The organism is Pseudomonas synxantha (genome assembly GCF_900105675.1).
Taxonomy (GTDB): domain Bacteria; phylum Pseudomonadota; class Gammaproteobacteria; order Pseudomonadales; family Pseudomonadaceae; genus Aquipseudomonas; species Aquipseudomonas synxantha.
The window spans coordinates 4,964,695-4,979,087 of sequence record NZ_LT629786.1 but is presented as its reverse complement, the minus strand read 5'-3'; the positions used below and the strand labels follow the sequence as shown (position 1 = coordinate 4,979,087).

General features: G+C 59.4%; 17 protein-coding genes. 7 read left to right on the top strand and 10 right to left on the bottom strand.

The features are described from left to right. Positions 1 to 22: 22 nt before the first annotated feature. Together BLU48_RS23105 and cysZ are read right to left on the bottom strand one after the other, a co-directional pair. Positions 23 to 1,201 carry a glycosyltransferase family 4 protein gene (locus BLU48_RS23105; protein WP_057025173.1) on the bottom strand — a complete coding sequence of 393 codons (1,179 nt, stop codon included), beginning with the start codon at positions 1,199 to 1,201 and terminating at the stop codon, positions 23 to 25. Positions 1,202 to 1,255: 54 nt separating this feature from the next. Beyond that, entirely contained in the window at positions 1,256 to 2,020 is a 765-nt protein-coding gene (gene cysZ / locus BLU48_RS23100) for a sulfate transporter CysZ (protein WP_057025174.1), read from the bottom strand. Positions 2,021 to 2,314: 294 nt separating this feature from the next. On the opposite strand from cysZ, the gene trxB reads away from it, so the two are divergent. Then, positions 2,315 to 3,277 (top strand): thioredoxin-disulfide reductase, encoded by a 963-nt coding sequence (gene trxB / locus BLU48_RS23090; protein ID WP_003194076.1) that lies wholly within the window; start codon positions 2,315 to 2,317, stop codon positions 3,275 to 3,277. A gap of 123 nt (positions 3,278 to 3,400) precedes the next feature. On the opposite strand, the gene BLU48_RS23085 is transcribed toward trxB, so the two are convergent. From BLU48_RS23085 to BLU48_RS23060, 6 genes are read right to left on the bottom strand one after another with little or no spacing between them, the layout of a single operon-like run. Continuing rightward, on the bottom strand, positions 3,401 to 3,742 hold the full coding sequence (locus BLU48_RS23085; RefSeq protein ID WP_057025175.1) for a HopJ type III effector protein: 342 nt from the start codon (positions 3,740 to 3,742) through the stop codon (positions 3,401 to 3,403). Further along, positions 3,735 to 4,031 (bottom strand): DUF1244 domain-containing protein, encoded by a 297-nt coding sequence (locus tag BLU48_RS23080; RefSeq protein WP_014719882.1) that lies wholly within the window; start codon positions 4,029 to 4,031, stop codon positions 3,735 to 3,737. Before BLU48_RS23080 ends, BLU48_RS23085 begins: the two co-directional genes overlap by 8 nt. Positions 4,032 to 4,055: 24 nt before the next feature. Further along, positions 4,056 to 4,427, bottom strand: a complete 372-nt coding sequence (gene folX / locus BLU48_RS23075) for a dihydroneopterin triphosphate 2'-epimerase (RefSeq protein WP_005791287.1) — start codon at positions 4,425 to 4,427, stop codon at positions 4,056 to 4,058. A gap of 2 nt (positions 4,428 to 4,429) precedes the next feature. Beyond that, positions 4,430 to 4,990: a GTP cyclohydrolase I FolE gene (folE, locus tag BLU48_RS23070; protein ID WP_003194072.1), complete on the bottom strand. Its 561-nt coding sequence runs from the start codon at positions 4,988 to 4,990 to the stop codon at positions 4,430 to 4,432. A 20-nt stretch (positions 4,991 to 5,010) separates the two neighbouring features. Next, positions 5,011 to 5,721 (bottom strand): dihydromonapterin reductase, encoded by a 711-nt coding sequence (folM, locus tag BLU48_RS23065; RefSeq protein ID WP_057025176.1) that lies wholly within the window; start codon positions 5,719 to 5,721, stop codon positions 5,011 to 5,013. Positions 5,722 to 5,777: 56 nt separating this feature from the next. Further along, positions 5,778 to 6,335, bottom strand: coding sequence for an antibiotic biosynthesis monooxygenase (locus BLU48_RS23060; RefSeq protein ID WP_046069486.1), 558 nt, complete (start codon positions 6,333 to 6,335; stop codon positions 5,778 to 5,780). Positions 6,336 to 6,547: 212 nt separating this feature from the next. Here BLU48_RS23060 and BLU48_RS23055 point away from each other — a divergent pair, with 212 nt between their 5' ends. Beyond that, positions 6,548 to 7,504 carry a MerR family transcriptional regulator gene (locus BLU48_RS23055; RefSeq protein ID WP_057025177.1) on the top strand — a complete coding sequence of 319 codons (957 nt, stop codon included), beginning with the start codon at positions 6,548 to 6,550 and terminating at the stop codon, positions 7,502 to 7,504. Positions 7,505 to 7,506: 2 nt separating this feature from the next. Here BLU48_RS23055 and BLU48_RS23050 read toward each other — a convergent pair whose 3' ends face one another. Further along, positions 7,507 to 8,112 carry a hypothetical protein gene (locus BLU48_RS23050; RefSeq protein WP_057025178.1) on the bottom strand — a complete coding sequence of 202 codons (606 nt, stop codon included), beginning with the start codon at positions 8,110 to 8,112 and terminating at the stop codon, positions 7,507 to 7,509. 58 nt (positions 8,113 to 8,170) lie between these two features. After that, positions 8,171 to 8,638 (bottom strand): PAS domain S-box protein, encoded by a 468-nt coding sequence (locus tag BLU48_RS23045; protein ID WP_057025179.1) that lies wholly within the window; start codon positions 8,636 to 8,638, stop codon positions 8,171 to 8,173. Between the two features lie 128 nt (positions 8,639 to 8,766). Here BLU48_RS23045 and BLU48_RS23040 point away from each other — a divergent pair, with 128 nt between their 5' ends. The 5 genes from BLU48_RS23040 (at position 8,767) to BLU48_RS23020 (ending at position 14,389) form a co-directional block, all read left to right on the top strand. Further along, on the top strand, positions 8,767 to 9,222 hold the full coding sequence (locus BLU48_RS23040; protein WP_057025180.1) for a flavodoxin: 456 nt from the start codon (positions 8,767 to 8,769) through the stop codon (positions 9,220 to 9,222). A 191-nt stretch (positions 9,223 to 9,413) separates the two neighbouring features. Further along, positions 9,414 to 10,196, top strand: a complete 783-nt coding sequence (locus BLU48_RS23035) for a class II aldolase/adducin family protein (RefSeq protein ID WP_057025181.1) — start codon at positions 9,414 to 9,416, stop codon at positions 10,194 to 10,196. Continuing rightward, entirely contained in the window at positions 10,196 to 11,098 is a 903-nt protein-coding gene (locus tag BLU48_RS23030; RefSeq protein WP_057025182.1) for an alpha/beta fold hydrolase, read from the top strand. The genes BLU48_RS23035 and BLU48_RS23030 overlap by 1 nt, the downstream gene beginning before the upstream one ends. A 116-nt stretch (positions 11,099 to 11,214) precedes the next feature. Further along, entirely contained in the window at positions 11,215 to 12,126 is a 912-nt protein-coding gene (locus BLU48_RS23025; protein ID WP_057025183.1) for an SDR family oxidoreductase, read from the top strand. A gap of 481 nt (positions 12,127 to 12,607) precedes the next feature. Next, a complete protein-coding gene (locus tag BLU48_RS23020) occupies positions 12,608 to 14,389 on the top strand; it encodes a DUF1302 domain-containing protein (RefSeq protein WP_057025184.1) in 1,782 nt (593 codons plus the stop codon). The last annotated feature ends 4 nt before the right edge of the window (positions 14,390 to 14,393 follow it).

The following is a 14,393-nucleotide window of genomic DNA, read 5'->3' as shown; positions in this document are numbered from 1 at the left end:
TTGCACGTAAATGGCAGGTTGCTCAGCGCACGTAAGGTTGCGTTGGAAGGGCGAAACGCTCCCCGCACACACCACGCAAGTGATGCTCGAATTGCTCGATAATCGCTGCCCAGCCTTGGCGGCTGGCATGTTGGCGAGCATTAAGGCGCATGCGCCTTAAACTCTCCGTATCCTCCAGCAGCCAGTTGGCGGCATCGCAAAACGCATCTTCATCCCCTGGCATCGCCAGCACGCCGTTGTAGCCGTGACGAATGTGCTGGGTAGCGGCTGCCTGGTCATAGGCCACGACGCCCAGCCCCGAGGCCATGGCTTCCAGTACCACGTTGCCGAAGGTTTCGGTCAGGCTGGGGAACAAGAACACATCGCCGGACGCGTAATGCCGCGCCAGTTCTTCACCGCGCAAGGCGCCGCAGAAAATCGCTTCGGGCAGTTCCTTTTCAAGCATCGCCCGTTGCGGCCCATCACCAACGATGATCAGTTTCATCTGGCGCATTGGGTAACGGTCCTGCAGCGTCTCGAAGCAGCGTTTCAGCAGGCCCAGGTTCTTTTCCTGCGCAAGCCTTCCTACATGCAGCACGGCGATTTGCTCATTGTTCAACGCCCAGGTTTCGCGCAGCGCATTGTCGCGTTTGGCCGGATGGAACAATTGGCTGTCGACGCCCCGTGACAACATCTCCAGGCGCTCGAAATGTCGACGTTCCAGTTCCAGCCGTTGGCTGGCGCTCGGTACCAGCGTCAGGCTCGAACGGTTATGAAACCAGCGCAGATAATGGGTGACCAAGCGACTGAGCAAGCTCAAGCCATACTGGTTCGAATACTGCTGGAAGTTGGTGTGAAAACCGCTGACGACGCTGATACCCAGCCGACGCGCTGCTCGCAGGGCCGATAAGCCCAGCGGCCCTTCCGTGGCGATATACAGCACGTCCGGACGTTGGCGGCTCCAGCGCCTGAGCAATTTGTGCATCGACGATTGGCCCCATTGCAATCCTGGGTAACCCGGCAACGGCCAGCCGCGACACAGCAGCAATTGGTCGTCACTCGACCGGCTCTGGTCGGCACCCTGGCGAGGGCGTACCAGTTCGACCTGATGGCCACGCAAGCGCAAACCCTCGCACAGACGGCCAAGCGTATTGGCCACCCCGTTGATTTCCGGCGGGAAGGTTTCGGTGATCAGGGTGATGTGAAGCGAGGCTGTCGTCATGACCCACAGTGTCGCCGTGGGCCATGTCGTCATTGTGTCAGTGGGATGATGGATTTATGACTTGGCAACGGCTTGCTGAGCCATCGCCTCGGCGCCTTGCTCGCGCACCCAGAACAACGTCGCCCCGGCGACCGCCGCCGGCATCATCAGCAGGTTGACCACCGGCACCAGCAGCACCAGGTAGACGATGCCGCCGAAGCTCATGCTCTGCCAGCGCTTCTGGCGCAGCCAGGCGAGCATTTCGTTCCAGCCCAGCTTGTGGTTGTCGGCCGGGTAGTCGATGTATTGGATCGCCATCATCCACACGCCAAACAGCAACCATAGCGGCGCCGCGATCAGGTTGACCACCGGAATGAACGACAGGATAAACAGGCCGATGGCCCGTGGCAGGAAGTACCCCAGCTTGCGCATTTCCCGGGCCAGGGTACGTGGGACCATGGCGATCAGCTCACCCCAGCTGAAAGGCGGGAAGTCATCGGTGCCACGTACCACCACCTCGACTTTTTCGGCAAGGAAGCCGTTGAATGGCGCCGCGATGATATTGGCAAGCATGGTGAAAGTAAAAAACACCATCAGCACCACCAGCACCACAAACAACGGCCACAACAGGTAATTCAAAAAACCTAGCCAACTGGGCAGCGTCGGTATCAAGCTATCGACCCACAGGCTGAACTGATGGCCGGCAAAATAGATCAACCCGACGAACAGCACCAGGTTGATCCCCAACGGCAATAATACAAACAGGCGCAGGCCGGGGCTCAACACCAGCTTGAGGCCTTCACGCAGGTATTGCGGGCCGGAAAGAACAGGGGCAGGCATGGACAACTCCGAGCAGGATGACGAACGCGCCGACCTTACCGGCTTTGCACAGGATGTGAAAGCGCAGGCACGTAGGCGACATCCACGGTAACAAAGGTGTCGATTAACTCGATCAAGCACATAGAGAGTCGCTATGAGCTGGATTGTTAATGCGTATTTCCTTAATCTTGCCCCCCTCGATACCCTGCACCCATTATTTTTCAGGACCTGGCGAGTCAAAGCCTTCCCCAAGTGCTTCGCGGTCCTTTTTTATTCCAGCCGCTCTGTGGTTCGAGCGGTCGATAGGAGTGAGTCATGTCTGATACCCGTCATTCCCGAGTGATTATTCTCGGATCCGGCCCTGCCGGTTACAGCGCTGCCGTCTACGCTGCCCGGGCCAATCTCAAGCCGCTGCTGATCACCGGCATGCAGGCGGGCGGCCAGTTGACCACCACCACGGAAGTCGACAACTGGCCGGGCGACGTCCACGGCCTGACGGGGCCGGTGCTCATGGAGCGTATGAAAGAGCACGCCGAGCGTTTTGAGACCGAGATCGTCTTCGACCATATCAACAAAGTCGATTTCTCGAAAAAGCCTTACAGCCTGACCGGCGACAGCGGCGTGTACACCTGTGACGCACTGATCATCGCCACCGGTGCCAGCGCACGTTACCTGGGCCTGCCCTCGGAAGAAGCCTTCATGGGCAAGGGCGTTTCTGCCTGCGCCACCTGCGACGGTTTCTTCTACCGCAACAAGCCGGTTGCCGTGGTTGGCGGTGGTAATACCGCCGTGGAAGAGGCACTGTACCTGGCTAACATCGCCAGCACCGTGACTCTGGTCCACCGCCGCGAGACCTTCCGCGCCGAAAAAATCCTGATCGACAAGCTGCACGCCCGTGTCGCTGAAGGCAAGATCATCCTCAAGCTCAACGCCACCCTGGATGAAGTCCTGGGTGACAACATGGGCGTGACCGGTGCTCGCCTGAAAAACAACGACGGCAGCTTCGACGAGCTGAAAGTCGACGGCGTGTTCATCGCTATCGGCCACACCCCGAACACCTCGCTGTTCGAAGGCGTGCTGGAAGCCAAAGATGGCTACCTGGTGGTGCAAGGCGGCCGTGAAGGCAATGCTACCGCGACCAACATCGAAGGTATCTTTGCTGCGGGCGACGTGGCTGACCATGTTTATCGCCAGGCCATTACCTCGGCCGGCGCCGGTTGCATGGCGGCCCTGGATGCCGAGCGTTACCTCGACGGTTTGAAGGACGCTTCGTTCTAAACAACGCTGCAAAAAATGTGGGAGGGGGCTTGCTCCCGATAGCGGGTTTTCAGCCAAGTATTAGTTAGCTGACCCACCGCTATCGGGAGCAAGCCCCCTCCCACATTTGGATATGTATTTGACTCAGGATTTGCGAGCCAGAGGCTGCGCGGCAAATTTTACCCCAGCCAAACCATGGGCAATCAAAGCCCGAATATTGCCATGGTCACTGCCGTCCGGCGTGGCCATCACCGAGCGGTAATGCTCGCCAAACGCCAGCAAGGCTTCCTGGTCGCTCAAGCCTTCCAGCAGTGCCAGGCCCAAGGTCTTGCACGAGCCTTCGTTTTGTCCGGCAGCATTTTCCACATCGCCATTGGTGAACGCCTGCGGCTGGTAGTCGTAATTGGCCGCGACAAAGGCCAGGGTATCGGCAAATACGTGCTCGCCGCTGTCGAGGCTGGCACGCAGGGTATTCAAATCAGTCATGGGGTTTTCCTTTGGCAAACGCTGCTTGTTGGTCGGCGTTGGCTTCTTGCTGGTATTGGGCTTTCCACTCGGCATACGGCATGCCGTACACCACTTCACGGGCTTCATCGAGGCTGACTTCGATCTGGCGCTCGTCGGCCTCGGCCTTGTACCACTTGGACAGGCAATTGCGACAGAAGCCGGCGAGGTTCATCAGGTCTATGTTCTGTACATCCTTGCGGCTGTCCAGGTGGGCCACCAGCCGGCGGAAGGCGGCGGCTTCTAGTTCGAGGCGTTGTTGGTCGTTCATAGGGCTCACTGCAGATTCAGGGGGTTAGCGGCTGGCCGCCAGGGTAATCGAAACCGATTCGGCAAAACGCAGCGCATGGGGCTTGTCCACTTCGACCTCGGCGTACAGCACCGACTCGTTGCTCATCACCAGGTCCAGTAATTCCTGGGTCAGGCGCTCCAGCAGGGCGAAACGGTTGCCTTCGACATGGGCGATGATCGCCTTGGTGATGGTGCGGTAGTTCAGGGCGTGGTCGATATCGTTGTCGCGCACGGCTTCCTGGGCGGCATACAGGATGGTCAGGTTGATCAGCACATCCTGCTTATTGAGGATTTCGTCCTCGTTGATGCCGATAAAGGTGCGCAGCCGCAGGTCCTTGACCCGGATACGCGCCATGCCTGGTTGAAGTTGTGGCATTGCTACTTGCTCCGTCCAATCAGTTGCAGGAACTCCATGCGGGTGGTGTTCGATTCGCGGAAGGCGCCGAGCATCACCGAGGTGTTCATGGTTGAATTCTGTTTTTCCACGCCGCGCATCATCATGCACATGTGTTTGGCTTCGATCACCACAGCCACGCCGGCGGCCTGGGTCACGTCCTGGATGGCGTCGGCGATCTGGCGCGTGAGGTTTTCCTGGATCTGCAGGCGTCGGGCAAACATGTCCACGATGCGCGCCAGTTTCGACAGGCCCAGTACCTTGCCGGTCGGAATATAGGCCACATGGGCCTTGCCGATAAAGGGCAGCAGGTGATGCTCGCACAGCGAGTACAACTCGATGTCCTTGAGGATCACCATTTCGTCATTATCGGAGGCGAACAGCGCGCCGTTGACGATTTCTTCCAAGTTCTGCTCGTAGCCATGACACAGGTACTGCATGGCCTTGGCGGCACGCTTGGGCGTGTCGAGCAGGCCCTCGCGCTGCGGGTCTTCGCCCAAGCCCTTGAGGATTTCGCGATAGTGGTGGGGCAGGGATAAGGTCATACAACATCCTCACAGACGGCTTACTTGATATGCCGCCCGCCGTTGACGGTCAGGGTGGTACCGGTGACATAGGGGTTGTCCAGCAGGTAGCGCACGCTCTGGTAGATCACCTCGGGCCCGGGCTCGATGCCCATGGCCGACTTGTCCAGGACCTTGGCGCGATAGGCCGCGTCATCGCCCTCATTGAACATCACCATCGCCGGAGCGATGCCATTGACCTTGATCAACGGCGCGAACTGCGCGGCAAACGACAACGTGAGGCTGTCGAGCCCGGCCTTGGTGGCGCAGTAGGCAATGTGCTGGCGACTGCCCTTGCGCACCACATCATCGCTGATATGCACGATGTCGGCAGGTGTCGAGCGTTGCAGCAAGGGTGAACAATGCAGGTTGATCAGGTACGGCGCAAGCATGTGCACGCTGAACATGTCGATAAAGGCGCGGCTTTCGTCGCCTGGGGTTTCCGCGAGCCAGGCCGACGCGTTGTGGATGATCGCGCGCAGGCTTCGGGTATGGGTGTGCAGTTCGGCAATAAAGGCAAGCGTCCCGGCTTCGTTGGAGAAGTCGGCGAACACACCGATGGCACCCCGATCGCGCAGTGCCTGCACGCCGGGGCGTTCGCTGCGGTAGCTGAAAATCACCGATTGGCCCTCGTCCAGCAGGCGCTCGGCGCAATGCAGGCCGACCCGTTGGCCGGCACCGGTGATCAGGATCGGGGCGTTGGTTGCAGTCATGGGAGGCTCAAGTCGCGGGCAGGCTGAAACTATACCAGCGCCCCGGCCCCCTGTACTCAAGCGGCGGCTTCGGTGACTTTGCGTGAAGGCGAGGGCTGTAGCCAGTTCGCCAGCAGATGGGTCGACAGCGGGATAAAGAGGTAAACCATCAACGGTGTCAGCGCAGCCGTGCTGACCAGTACCCGGCTGAACAAGTCCAACTCGTTGAGCAGCGGCCCCAGGCCGAAGTTGAACAGCAATGACACCGGGAAAAACGCCAGCCAGATCGCCACTGCCTGTTTCCAGCGTGGAGGGCGAGCACCCACGGCGCCGAACCAGCCATCGATACCGCTTACACGGTGCTCGGATGGGTCGGCGAACAGTTCGCTGCCGCGGCTCAGCCACGCGCTGCGGGACGCGGAAAACTCCCAGGCGTGCAGGGTCTTTTCGTCAGCGAAGCGGAAGATGATCTGGAACTCATCGTCATGAGGTGGTGGGGCCAACACGCCGGAACCCAGGTAACCCGGGAAGTCAGTGGCCAATTGCTCGCCTTCGCGCAGCCAGGCCATCAATTCTTCGTAGCGACCTTTGGCTACGCGTCGCGCAACCATCAAGGTGACGGGTGAGGTAGACATGGTGTATCTCCAAGTAATCAGGTGCGCTGGGCCGGGTAAGCGGCGCACGAACGAAGCTGCGGGGTGATGCAGCGACGTAAAAAACAGGCAAGGATTATTCCTGTTTTGCCGAAATACGCCAGAAACTTCGGATGGTTTGCCGTAGATCTTGAATCATTGGCTTTAATGGGCGTTAAATGAGTTCCAAGCCCACACGGATTTTTTAACCGCTGATGTCCGAAATCATTGCTCCTGTTCGAGAAGCGACACCCGACAATCACGCTGACGCCGAGGTGCTGTTTCCGATTCGTGAAGTGGCGAGGCTTACCGGTGTAAACCCGGTGACACTGCGCGCCTGGGAGCGTCGCTATGGCTTGATCCAGCCCGTGCGCACCGAAAGTGGGCACCGGCTGTATTCAAGCACCGATATCGATACGGTTCATCGCATTCTCGACTGGATCGAGCGTGGCGTAGCGGTGAGCAAGGTGGGCAAGATCCTGGCGCGTGACCTACTGCCTGGCGAGCCCGCCACGGCGTCACGCAGCGATACCGAACTGGAGTGGCGCCAGTGGCAGGCGCAGCTGAGGTTGGCAATCAGCGCCTTTGATGATCATGAGCTGGGCCACCTGTATGGCCAGATCTTCAGCGTCTACTCAACGACCGTCGTATTTCAAGACATTCTGATGCCGCTATGGCAGCAACTGTTGCGTCACCAAGGCCGGTTCGGCCAAGCCAGCGAGTGGCTGTTCTTCGACAACTTCCTGCGTTTGCGCACCGCTCGATGCCTGCAAATGGCCCATACCTCGCCGGTGCCCAGTGTGACGTTGGCCGCGATTGCCGGAGAGTGCCGGGAGCTGGAACTGCTGGTGGCGGGGCTGTTGATGTCGAGCGATAAACTGGCGGTCAAAGTGCTGGGTGTTGGCCAACCTCTCGATGAGTTAACACTGATCTGCGAGAGAACTCGGCCGCAAGCCTTGGTGCTGTTTTCCAACCACGCTCCCGGCGCTGAACTGCCATCGCGGCTCAATCGCCTGGCGTTGACGCTCAATTGCCCGTTGCTGCTGGCTGGAGATGCCTCGGACCTGGCCGAACAAAGCCTGGCGGGCTCGTCGATTGGTTGCCTGGGCAACGACGGCCGTGTGATGCCGCGTCGCTTGCAGCAGTTTCTCAGCGGTCGCCTGGATACCTGATCTCAGGCATGCACCTGGGGATGGACCAGGCGGTGCTGGTGCAGGATGAACTGGCGCAGGCGCTCGATTTCACCGGCATCACTCTGATTCAGGCGATAGGCGAACAGGCCTCGGGCCGTTTCCCGCTCCAACGTACCGCGTAGCGCGATACGTTCGTAGCCGGAAGGGCTGAACCACAGGGAAAAGGTCTTGGGTGGTGTGGTCCTGCCTCGTACTTCTACCAACACACCTTTGAATGATACTTCGTGCACCCACAATGCACTGGCGTAGCCCTTGACGTTTTCCAGCGCCACGGGCGCTTCCAGGGCCAGCCGCCAGGGGCGGATCATCGGGCCGTCTTCGAAAATGCTCGGCACACCCAGGCGCAAATGCACGGCATGAAATTCATCTTCCACCAAATGCAGGGGGAAGGTCAGTTGCTGGTTGTCGAACTGCGCCTGGATGGTGACCTGGTCGTGAGCGGCAAGCCGGGTGAGCAAATCGCGAATCTGCGCTCCGCCATTGACCGTCAGGCTCGACCACGCATCCCGCAGGTTGAGCTGCGGGTTGTGCTGCATGTCCTGGATAAAATCCAGCTCGTCCTGCGTCAATAGCGTGTGGCGCTGCATTGATCTGGCTCAAGGCTAAGGCATTAAAGAGCCATTATCGCTCTAAAGGCTGCATCTTTTACAGTTTGTTAATTCCGCTCGTCGCCTTGAGAACCGCGAGCTCGGCTTTGAGTTCGGCCAATTGGGCTTCCAGCTGGGCAACGCGTTGCTGTGCCTTGACTTGAAGGGTGACGTCTTTTTGCACGCCGACGAAGTACGTCTGCTTGTCGGCCTCGTTGTACATCGTCGAAAGCGATAGCTCATTCCAGAAGTGGCTGCCGTCCTTGCGGTAATTGCGCAGGATCTCCCGGCACGTGCCACCGCTGTCGAGGGCTTCCCGAATGGCCATCAGCGCCGGCTGGTCGCGGTCGCCCGACTGCAGGAAGCGGCAGTCCTGATACAGGATTTCGTCCAGGGTATAGCCGGTGAGCCGTTCGAAGGCCGGGTTGACGTAGATCAGCGGTTTGTCCTTGCCTTCGCGTTCGGCAACGACGATGCCGTCGTTGGACGCATTGACGACCATTTGCAGCAGCTTGGCGTTAATCATTGAGCGGTCCATGGCTTGTGTTGACCCTGCAAGTTTATGGCAAGTCTTGAATGTTGCACGGTGCGCACTGAAATATTGGCACAGGCTGCTAATATCCCAGGCTTTGACTCAACTACAGGATCAGATTGATGAAAGTCGCCATCCTTTCCGGCTCCGTCTATGGCACGGCTGAAGAAGTCGCTCGCCATGCCGAAGAAATCCTCAAAGAAGCCGGTTTTGAAGCCTGGCATAACCCTCGCGCTACCTTGGCCGACGTGCAGGCGTTTGGCCCTGAGGCCTTCCTGGCGGTGACCTCGACCACCGGCATGGGCGAGTTGCCCGACAATCTGCAACCCCTGTATTCGACCATTCGCGATCAACTGCCCGCGGCCTGGCGCGGCCTGCCCGGTGCGGTCATTGGCTTGGGCGATGCCAGCTATGGCGATACCTTCTGTGGTGGTGGGGAGCAGATGCGCGAATTGTTCGCTGAGTTGGGGGTACGTGAGGTGCTGCCGATGCTGCGCCTGGACGCCAGCGAAAGCGTCACCCCGGAAACCGATGCCGAGCCGTGGCTGGCCGAGCTGGTCACTGCACTGCGCAGTTGATCGCAGTCAGCGTCGTCAGTGAAGACCTGCCTTCATTGACGGCGTTTGCCTGGCACAAATTTGTACTATTCTGTTGGCTGACTCGCTCAGTCATCAAGCTGGCTGCGAAGGCAACTCCTTCGGCCTCGGCGTCTGACTAGACTGGCTCTCACTTTCGACACAATAAGAAGTGCGCCAAGGAGGTCATTGCCGTGAGCCTAGCCCCCGCTTTATCGCCACAGAATGTCAAAGCCCAGGTCAGTGCTGCCGAATGGCAGACCCGCGTCGACCTGGCGGCCTGTTATCGCCTGGTGGCGATGCATGGCTGGGATGACCTGATCTTCACGCACATTTCTGCCAAGGTGCCAGGTACCGAGGACTTCCTGATCAACCCGTATGGGCTGATGTTCCACGAGATTACCGCCTCGAGCCTGGTCAAGGTCGACCAGGCCGGCAACAAGCAGATGGACAGTCCCTACGAGATCAATCCTGCGGGCTACACCATCCACAGCGCCATCCACGAAGTGCGCCATGACGTGACGTGCGTGCTGCATACCCACACCGCTGCGGGGGTGGCGGTCTCTGCACAAAAGCAGGGGGTGTTGCCTATTAGTCAGCAATCGCTGTTTGTGTTGTCGAGCCTTGGCTATCACGCCTATGAAGGCGTGGCGCTCAATCACGAGGAAAAGGCTCGTCTGCAGGCGGACCTGGGCGACAATAATTTCCTGATGCTGAACAACCATGGCCTGCTGACCTGCGCCGGCACCATCGCCGATACCTTCCTGATGATGTTCACCTTCCAGCGCGCCTGCGAAATCCAGGTACTGGCGCAAAACGGCGCAACCGATCTGATTGCCATAGGGCCGCCAATCCTCGCTGGCGCCAAGGCGATGGTGGCAGCTGTCACAAAAAGCGCCCAATGTATGGGCGGTGCGCTGGCCTGGCCGGCGCTGCTGCGCAAACTGGACCACCAGGACCCCGGATATAAAAGCTGATGCCACTCGCCGAGATACCACTCAGAGCCTGGCGCAAACGCGGCCAGGACTTCATCTTTCGTGGCCATACCCTGCGTTATTGGGTGGCCGGGCAGGGCGAGCCGTTGCTGCTGATCCATGGCTTCCCCACTGCCAGTTGGGATTGGCACTATCTGTGGCAGCCGTTGGCCCAGCGCCATCTAGTGATTGCCTGCGACATGCTCGGCTTTGGCGACTCGGCCAAGCCCCTGAATCACGACTATTGCCTGCTGGAACAAGCCGACTTGCAACAGGCGCTGCTTGATCACCTGCGTGTGGAGCAACCGGTGCATGTCTTGGCCCATGACTATGGTGACAGCGTCGCCCAGGAATTACTGGCCCGGCATTACGAGGGGCGTTTCCAGATGGCCAGCTGTGTGTTCCTCAACGGCGGGCTGTTCCCGGAAACCCATCGGCCGACGTTGGTGCAAAAATTATTGCTCAGCCCCCTGGGCTGGATGATTGGCCGGGCCTTTGGCCGCAATGCACTGGCCAGCAGTTTCAACCAGATCTTCGGCCCGCGCACACGCCCCAGTGAAAGCGCCCTGGACGATTTCTGGAGCCTGATCAACTGCAACGATGGCCCACGCATCCTGCACAAGCTGATTGCCTACATTCCCCAGCGCCATCGCCTGCGCGAACGCTGGGTAGCCGCCATGCAGCAGGGCGATGTAGCGTTGCGGGTGATCAATGGTGTGGTTGATCCCATTTCCGGTGCCCATATGGTCGAACGCTATCACCAACTGGTACCCCATGCCGACACGGTACTGCTGGCCAATATCGGCCACTACCCGCAGATCGAGGCGCCGGTGCAGGTGCTCAAAAACTACCAGGCGTTCCGTGATCGTCTCGGCCAGCCGGCGCCGCGCGCGGTCTATTCCTGAAAAGGCATCATCCTGCTGCCTTATCGAGCACCATTCAGCCTCGGCCGTCTTTATTGTGACCAAAGGCGCTGTGCGTGACACTCTGGCTATTCCCATTGTCGCCAGCGGAGTTCGGTATGAGTGAGTCAGTGCAGTTCCAGGATAAGGTCGTGATCGTCACCGGTGCCGGCGGTGGCCTGGGTCGGGCCCATGCGCTGCTGTTTGCCAAACACGGAGCCAAAGTGCTGGTTAATGACCTGGGAGGCTCAGCCCAGGGCGAGGGCGCCAACGCCTCGGCGGCCGACCGGGTGGTGGCAGAGATTCGCGCAGCGGGCGGCATTGCTGAAGCCAACCATGATTCCGTCACTGACGGCGACAAGATCGTACAAAATGCCCTGGATGCATTCGGCCGTATCGACGTGGTAGTCAACAATGCCGGGATCCTGCGCGACAAGACCTTCCACAAAATGGACGACAGCGACTGGGACCTGGTCTACCGGGTGCATGTCGAAGGCGCCTACAAAGTCACCCGCGCCGCCTGGCCCCATCTGCGCGAGCAGGGTTATGGCCGGGTGATCTTCACCGCCTCCACCTCAGGCATCTACGGCAATTTCGGCCAGTCCAACTACGGCATGGCCAAGTTGGGCCTGTATGGCTTGACCCGTACCCTGGCGTTGGAAGGACGCAAGAACAATATCCTGGTCAACGCCATTGCCCCCACGGGTGGTACGCGCATGACCGAAGGGCTGATCCCGCCGCAGGTGTTCGAGCGGCTCAAGCCGGAGCTGGTCAGCCCGTTGGTGGTGTACCTGGGCAGTGAAGCCTGCGAGGAAACCGCGGGGTTGTTTGAAGTCGGTGGCGGTTGGATCGGCAAGACCCGCTGGGAGCGCAGCCTGGGGGTGGGGTTTGATCCTGAGGCTGGCTTCTCTCCGGATGATGTGGCAGCTCACTGGCAGCAGATCTGCGATTTTGAAGGGGCGGCACATCCCAGGGACAATATCGAGGCACTGAAGGAGATGATGGCTAACTTACAGAAGTTCAGCCTCTGATCGTTGCTGGAAAAACACTGAATCCTACGGGGCGTCGATGACGCCCCGCTTTATTCCAGGCATAAAAAAGGCCGCTGCATAAGCAGCGGCCGAAGTAAGACGTTGGATCAAGGAGCGACAAATCAACGTCAGTGAACACCGGCAACAGACTGAATAAAGGATCAATCTGTAGTAAATAAGCTTTTTCTCCCAACCTTGGAAGCGGACTGTTTGCCCTGAAAGCCAGGCAAGAATAATCGGTTGTAACAAAATGAGTAATAGCAGTTCGGGACAAGGACTGTTACATAAATGACAATAATTGCCCCCGCCATCGATTCTCCTGATAGCCCCTTATCCGTCCAACGCATGCCCCCTGTGCAAGCCCCGTCCTGCTGGGCCATTCATCCTTTCGAGTGACAACACGAATACCTCCTTGGTGCGCTTATCGCTCCTTCAGGGCGGCAGTAGGGTGGGGCCTTCTGTCACTCACCGGGGAAGACGCATGACAAAAACAATAATGCGCGCCATCTTCACGCCACAGGCGCTGGCCACTGCAGTTGCGTTGGGTTGCTGTGCCCAGGCACAGGCTGTTTCGTTCAATATTGGCGAGATCGAAGGGCAATTCGACTCTTCGCTCTCGGTGGGCGCGAGCTGGGGCATGCGCGATGCCGATAAAAGCCTGGTCAGCACCGTCAACGGCGGCACCGGCCAGGCGTCGACCGGGGATGACGGGCGCCTCAACTTCAAGAAGGGCGAGACCTTTTCCAAGATCTTCAAGGGCCTGCACGACCTCGAGCTGAAATACGGCGACACCGGCGTGTTCGTGCGCGGCAAGTACTGGTATGACTTCGAACTCAAGGACGAAGACCGCGAGTTCAAGCAGATCAGCGATCACAACCGCAAAGAAGGCGCCAAATCCAGCGGCGCGCAAATCCTCGATGCCTTCGTCTACCACAACTACTCCCTGGGCGACCTGCCCGGCACCGTGCGCGCCGGCAAGCAGGTGGTCAGCTGGGGCGAAAGCACCTTCATCGGTAACTCCATCAACAGCATCAACCCCATTGACGTCTCGGCCTTTCGCCGCCCAGGGGCCGAGATCAAGGAAGGGTTGATCCCGGTGAACATGCTGTTTGCGTCACAAAGCCTGACCAACCAGCTGACCGTGGAGGGTTTCTACCAGCTGGAATGGGACCAGACCGTGCTGGACAACTGCGGCACATTCTTCGGAGGGGATGTGGCGGCGGACGGCTGTACCGGTAACTACACGGTGGGTAACCCGGCGATTGCCCCTCTGCAACCCATAGCAGCAGCACGTGGCCAAGGCTTTGTGGTGACCCGCGAAGGTGTGGTGGTGCAGCGTGCCGCCGACCGTGATGCACGAGACTCCGGCCAGTTTGGCGCGGCCTTGCGCTGGCTGGGTGATGACACTGAATACGGCCTGTACTTCATGAATTACCACAGCCGTACCCCGACCGTGGGCACGATTACCGCCAATACCAACCTTGCGACCATCGGCGCCATTGGTGCCGCTGCTCCGCCCGGCTTCGGGTCGGCTCTGGCCCAGAGCACCATGCTCGGCCGTGGCCAGTACTACCTGGATTATCCGGAAGATATTCGCCTGTTCGGTGCCAGTTTTTCCACCACCTTGTCTACCGGCACGGCGTGGACCGGCGAGATCAGCTATCGGCCGAATGCACCGGTACAACTCAACACCACCGACCTGACTCTGGCGCTGGTCAACCCGATTGCTGGCAATACCGCGTCGCCGATCCGCAGCGCATTTGGCGCGGACAACAAAGGTTACCGCCGCAAGGAAATCACCCAGATCCAAAGCACCATGACCCAGTTCTTCGACCAGGTGCTGGGCGCCGAACGCCTGACGCTGGTTGGCGAAGCGGCGGTGGTGCACGTCGCGGGCCTGGAAGATAAAAGCAAGCTGCGTTACGGCCGCGATTCGGTGTACGGCGCCTACGGTTTCGAGGGCGACACTGACGGTTTCGTCACCTCCACCTCCTGGGGCTACCGCGCGCGGGCGATCCTGGACTACAACAACGCGATTGCCGGGGTGAACCTCAAGCCCAACTTGTCCTGGTCCCATGACGTGGCTGGCTACGGCCCCAACGGCCTGTTCAACAAAGGCGCCAAGGCCATCAGCGTCGGCGTGGATGCGGACTATCGCAGCACCTACACCGCCAGCCTGAGCTACACCGACTTCTTTGGCGGTGACTACAACACCCTGACCGACCGCGATTTCCTCGCCCTCAGCTTCGGCGTGAACTTCTGATCTG

Excerpts from the sequence above, each read along its gene's own strand:
- BLU48_RS23040 (WP_057025180.1), top strand. The coding sequence starts at position 8,767 with ATGAAAGTCGCCATCCTTTCCGGCTCCGTCTATGGCACGGCTGAAGAA.
- BLU48_RS23060 (WP_046069486.1), bottom strand. The coding sequence starts at position 6,335 with ATGTCTACCTCACCCGTCACCTTGATGGTTGCGCGACGCGTAGCCAAA.
- BLU48_RS23045 (WP_057025179.1), bottom strand. The coding sequence starts at position 8,638 with ATGATTAACGCCAAGCTGCTGCAAATGGTCGTCAATGCGTCCAACGAC.
- BLU48_RS23025 (WP_057025183.1), top strand. The coding sequence starts at position 11,215 with ATGAGTGAGTCAGTGCAGTTCCAGGATAAGGTCGTGATCGTCACCGGT.
- folX (WP_005791287.1), bottom strand. The coding sequence starts at position 4,427 with ATGCCACAACTTCAACCAGGCATGGCGCGTATCCGGGTCAAGGACCTG.
- BLU48_RS23020 (WP_057025184.1), top strand. The coding sequence starts at position 12,608 with ATGACAAAAACAATAATGCGCGCCATCTTCACGCCACAGGCGCTGGCC.
- cysZ (WP_057025174.1), bottom strand. The coding sequence starts at position 2,020 with ATGCCTGCCCCTGTTCTTTCCGGCCCGCAATACCTGCGTGAAGGCCTC.
- BLU48_RS23050 (WP_057025178.1), bottom strand. The coding sequence starts at position 8,112 with ATGCAGCGCCACACGCTATTGACGCAGGACGAGCTGGATTTTATCCAG.
- folE (WP_003194072.1), bottom strand. The coding sequence starts at position 4,990 with ATGACCTTATCCCTGCCCCACCACTATCGCGAAATCCTCAAGGGCTTG.
- BLU48_RS23085 (WP_057025175.1), bottom strand. The coding sequence starts at position 3,742 with ATGACTGATTTGAATACCCTGCGTGCCAGCCTCGACAGCGGCGAGCAC.
- BLU48_RS23080 (WP_014719882.1), bottom strand. The coding sequence starts at position 4,031 with ATGAACGACCAACAACGCCTCGAACTAGAAGCCGCCGCCTTCCGCCGG.
- folM (WP_057025176.1), bottom strand. The coding sequence starts at position 5,721 with ATGACTGCAACCAACGCCCCGATCCTGATCACCGGTGCCGGCCAACGG.
- BLU48_RS23105 (WP_057025173.1), bottom strand. The coding sequence starts at position 1,201 with ATGACGACAGCCTCGCTTCACATCACCCTGATCACCGAAACCTTCCCG.
- BLU48_RS23030 (WP_057025182.1), top strand. The coding sequence starts at position 10,196 with ATGCCACTCGCCGAGATACCACTCAGAGCCTGGCGCAAACGCGGCCAG.
- BLU48_RS23055 (WP_057025177.1), top strand. The coding sequence starts at position 6,548 with ATGTCCGAAATCATTGCTCCTGTTCGAGAAGCGACACCCGACAATCAC.
- trxB (WP_003194076.1), top strand. The coding sequence starts at position 2,315 with ATGTCTGATACCCGTCATTCCCGAGTGATTATTCTCGGATCCGGCCCT.